This is a genomic window from Mycobacterium sp. UM_Kg27, assembly GCF_000972905.1.
Classification (GTDB): Bacteria; Actinomycetota; Actinomycetes; order Mycobacteriales; family Mycobacteriaceae; genus Mycobacterium.
Map to the genome: position 1 here is coordinate 1 of NZ_JRMM01000218.1, position 4,119 is coordinate 4,119.

General features: G+C 68.5%; 4 protein-coding genes and 1 pseudogene. 1 reads left to right on the plus strand and 4 read right to left on the minus strand.

The features are described 5' to 3' along the window. Positions 1 to 5: 5 nt before the first annotated feature. On the plus strand, positions 6 to 776 hold the full coding sequence (locus LI94_RS20490) for a TIGR03621 family F420-dependent LLM class oxidoreductase (RefSeq protein ID WP_052740000.1): 771 nt from the start codon (positions 6 to 8) through the stop codon (positions 774 to 776). On the opposite strand, the gene LI94_RS20495 is transcribed toward LI94_RS20490, so the two are convergent. The 4 genes and pseudogenes from LI94_RS20495 to LI94_RS20510 form a co-directional block, all read right to left on the minus strand. Continuing rightward, positions 757 to 1,173 carry a hypothetical protein gene (locus LI94_RS20495; protein ID WP_046302371.1) on the minus strand — a complete coding sequence of 139 codons (417 nt, stop codon included), beginning with the start codon at positions 1,171 to 1,173 and terminating at the stop codon, positions 757 to 759. The genes LI94_RS20490 and LI94_RS20495 overlap by 20 nt on opposite strands. 9 nt (positions 1,174 to 1,182) lie before the next feature. Continuing rightward, complete coding sequence (locus tag LI94_RS20500; RefSeq protein ID WP_046302372.1) at positions 1,183 to 2,769, minus strand: ATP-binding cassette domain-containing protein; 1,587 nt, start codon at positions 2,767 to 2,769, stop codon at positions 1,183 to 1,185. 172 nt (positions 2,770 to 2,941) lie between these two features. Next, on the minus strand, positions 2,942 to 3,379 hold the full coding sequence (locus tag LI94_RS20505) for an SRPBCC family protein (protein ID WP_024441827.1): 438 nt from the start codon (positions 3,377 to 3,379) through the stop codon (positions 2,942 to 2,944). Between the two features lie 26 nt (positions 3,380 to 3,405). Further along, positions 3,406 to 4,119, minus strand: a pseudogene (locus LI94_RS20510) (cation-translocating P-type ATPase); the annotation flags it as partial.

Consider the following 4,119-nt stretch of genomic DNA (forward strand, 5'->3'; position numbering starts at 1 on the left):
TGTGTATAAGAGACAGCACCGAGACCGCACGGCGGCTGGAGGGTTCCGGATTCGACGTCCTGCACGTGCCCGATCATCTTGGCGCCCCGGCCCCGTTCCCGGTTCTGGTCGCCGCCGCCGCGGCCACCTCGACGATCCGGGTGGGCACCTACGTGCTCAACGCCTGCTTCTACAAACCGGCACTGTTGACCCGCGACATCGCCGACACCGACGTGCTGTCGGGCGGGCGGCTGGAGGTGGGCCTGGGTGCGGGCTACGTGCGCGCGGAGTTCGAGGCTGCCGAGCTGCCCTTTCCCAGCGCCGGCCGCCGCGTCGAGTACCTCGAGCACGTGACGAAGTACCTGGCGACACACCAGCCGCGCGTGCCCATCCTGATCGCCGGCAGTGGTGACCGGCTACTGACCGCGGCAGCTCGCCACGCCGACATCATCGGATTGACCGGGTCGCGGGTGGACGGTGCCGACGATTCCCTGGCCGAGCGGGTCGACTTCGTCCGCGCAGCCGCCGGCAACCGCTTTGATGCCCTCGAACTGAACCTGGCCATCACGGCGGTGCCGACCGACGGCTCCGGGATACCCGATCTGTCACTGACCCGCCGGTTCGCGCCGACCCTGTCGGATGAGGAACTGCTGGCCTCGCCCGCGGTGCTGTCCGGGTCCGTTGACGAGATGGCCGACACGCTGCGCGAACGCCGCCACCGTTACGGGATCAGTTACTTCACCGTCCAGCAGCAGCACGCCGATGCGTTCTCTGAGGTCATCGCCGCACTGCGGTGACCAGCGCCCACACCGAACAGCACAACGCACCCACGACGGCGACGGCGCCGATATAGAGCCCGTAGCCGGCGTTGATGGGTGCCGCGACGTTCAGCCGGTAGTACCAGATGCCCAGTGCGGTGATCAGCGCGGAGTCGAGCACTGCGACGACCGCGGCCAGCCGGGTGAACAGCGCCCGGGCCACCATCGCGCCGGCCACCAGCAGCACGGAGGCGAGCAGCACGATCAGCTGGCCGACCCCAAAGCGGGGCGGCAGCGCGATGGCACCGGCGCTGCCGCCGATCGCACTGGCATGCCCGCCACCCTCGGCCGAGGTGGTCAGCCACGGCAGCCAGGCACTGCCCGACAGCAGGGCCGCGCACAGCGCAATCAGCCAACCGGGACGGTAGCGAGTCATGTTGTGACACTAGCTCGCATCGACCAGCACTCCGCTGCGCGGCATCGACAACGTCCTGCTCAGGCCGAGCCGTCCCAGGAACTCGTCGTCGTGACTCACCACGATGAAGGCTCCGCGATAGCCGCTCAGCGCGTCGACGAGCTGACCGACGCTGTCCCGGTCGAGGTTGTTGGTCGGCTCGTCGAGCAACAACAACTGCGGCGGTGGATCGGCGAGCAGTAGTTGTGCCAGCGCGACACGGAATCGCTCACCACCGGACAGGGTGCCGACCGGCCGGGCCACCCGGTCCTCGGTCAGCAGGAATCGGGCCAGTTGGGCGCGCACCGCCCGTGGCTGCCCGCCGGAGACCGCCGACACCGCGTCGAACGCGGACACGGTGTCGGCCAGGTGGTCCAGGCGTTGCGGCAGGTATCCGACCCGGTCGGTCAGCAGTCGCCCGGCATCGCCGCTCAGCAGTGCTTCCAGCAGCGTCGTCTTGCCCACCCCGTTCGGGCCGTCCAGGGCGATGCGCTCCGGTCCCTGCACCAAGACCGGTCCATCGGCTCCGGGCAGCTCGGCCAGCCGGCGGCCGTTGGGCACCTCCGGATCCGGCAGATCCACGCGAATGTGTTCCTCGCGACGAACCCGGGCGCAGGCGGCCTCCAAGTCGGCTTGGGCATCACGAACCCGACCGTCCAGATGCCCACGCAGCTTGCCCGCCGAGACCTGGGCATTGGCGGCGTTCTGGTTCATCACGATCTTGGCGGCACGCTTGTTCTGGTGGGCGACCTGGGCCGCCCGGTTGCGTCGAGCGAGTTTGGTCTCGGCTTCCACCCGCTGGCGCTTCTCCACCTTGACCACCTGCCTAGCGGTGCGGGCCGCCGCCCGGGCGGCGGCCTGCTCGGCTTGCAGGTGCGCCCGCCAGGCGCTGTAGGGGCCGCCGAACGTGGTGAGTCGTCCGTCGTAAAGCTCAGCGGTGCAGTCCATCTGCTCCAGCAGCGCGGTGTCGTGGCTGGCCACAATGAGCGAGCCGGGCCACGTGTCGACCAGCCGCGCCAACCCGGCGCGCGCGGCGCGGTCCAGGTTGTTGGTCGGCTCATCGAGCAGGGTGATCGGGGCGGCCGCCAGCCGCAGCCCGGTCAACGCCACCAGCATGGCCTCCCCGCCGGACAGTTCGGCGACTCGGCGATCGAGGTCGCCCGATCCAAATCCGATGTCGCGCAGTGCCGCATCGGCGCGGGATTCGATGTCCCAGTCATCACCGACCACTTCGAAATGGGCCTCGGCGGCGTCTCCGCCTCCGATCGCCCGCAGCGCGGCGAGTCGATCGGAGACACCGAGCAGCTCGGCGATCGAGGCGTCGGTATCGAGGGTGAGCAGCTGCGGCAGGTAGACCACCTGCCCGACCGCGGTGATGTGCCCGGTCGTCGGCCGGAGTTCGCCGACGATGAGCCGAAGCAGGGTGGATTTGCCGGTGCCGTTGGCGCCCACCAGGCCGGTACGGCCGATACCGAACGAGCCGGTGACGCCGGCCAGCGCGGCACCGCCATCGGGCCAGGTGAAGCCGACATCGGTCAGGGTGACGCCAGCGCGGGCGTCATAAAAAGGGAGGGACATGCGGTCTCCGGGAAGGTCAGCGGGAGCGCTGACAACCGGGACCGGACTACGGCAACTCGGCGGTGATCAGCGCGCGGACGGCGGCGTGAGACCGACGATGCCTGTCATTCCATGACCTCCTGTGCAGGGACGCCCGCCACACTAGCGGCGGGATGGCGCGGCGTGCAACCGATTAACTCGGCGCGAAAACCGTGACGAACTTGCGCAGCGACTCGTTGATGTCGCTCTTGAGCGCGGCGGCCACCAGCATGCCGATCGGGCCGAACAGGGCCGGACCGCCCAGGTGCACGTCGAAACTGACCTTGGAGCCATCGCCCTGCGGGGCGACCTTGGCGAGCAACTTGATCTTGACCCCGCCCTTACCGTCGCCATTGAGCGTCATCCCGGCGGGTGGCTTGTAGTTCACGATCGTCCAGCTGATCTTGTTGAGCATGCCCTTGACCTCGACGATCGACTCCAAGGTGGTGCCCTTGTCGAGGGTCTCGGGCAGCACACTGCGCCATACCCGGTGAATGGTCAGCCACTCTTTGTAGCGGGACAGATCCGAGGCGTACGCCCAGGCCTCTTCGGGAGGCAGCGGAACGTCGATGGATCCGGAGAGCTTGGCCATGTCGTGCTTACCCCTAGTGTCGCGGTTTATCGCTGCGTCATTGTGGTCGTTGCCGACTCCCGCCACAACTTCGGCCGCTCACCGAGCATGCCGCCCCGGGCCCACCACATCGCCTCGATGGCGGCTGCGCCGAGCGCGCCGATGCCGAGCGCCAGCAACGTCAGTGCCGTGTTGGAGGGGTCCAGCAGGAACTTCTCCCGGGTCAGCGGCATCGCGAAGATCGCCACGTAGGCCAGCCCGCAACTGATCACCAACAGCAGCCGCCACCATTGATAGGGCCGAGCCACCACGGCCAGCACCCATCCCGCGGTGGTCAGCAAAGTGATCAGCGCGCTGGTGGAGGCCTGGATCTGCTGGACCGCGGTGGCTTCGCTGCCGCGGTAGGCCACCAGGTAGGACGCGAAGGTGGCGATGCCCACCACCACGCCGGCCGGCAGCGCCCCGCTCATCACCCGGCGTACGAACCCGGGGTGCGCCCGCTCATTGTTCGGCGCGAGCGACAGGATGAACGCCGGGATGCCGATGGTGAACCACGCCGCGACCGTGACGTGGATCGGCTGGAACGGATACAGCAACGGTTTGGTGCCGAACAGGGCCGACGCCAGCCCCACCAGGCCCACCAGCAGTGCGAGCAGCACGGAATACACCGTCTTGGTCAAAAACAGGTTCGCCACCCGCTCGATGTTGCCGATCACCCGACGCCCCTCCCCCACCACGTAGGGCAGGGTGGCGAACTTGTT

Bases quoted from the DNA above. Each gene is read 5' to 3' on its own strand.
- LI94_RS20495 (WP_046302371.1), bottom strand. From the start codon at position 1,173: ATGACTCGCTACCGTCCCGGTTGGCTGATTGCGCTGTGCGCGGCCCTG.
- LI94_RS20500 (WP_046302372.1), bottom strand. From the start codon at position 2,769: ATGTCCCTCCCTTTTTATGACGCCCGCGCTGGCGTCACCCTGACCGAT.
- LI94_RS20505 (WP_024441827.1), bottom strand. From the start codon at position 3,379: ATGGCCAAGCTCTCCGGATCCATCGACGTTCCGCTGCCTCCCGAAGAG.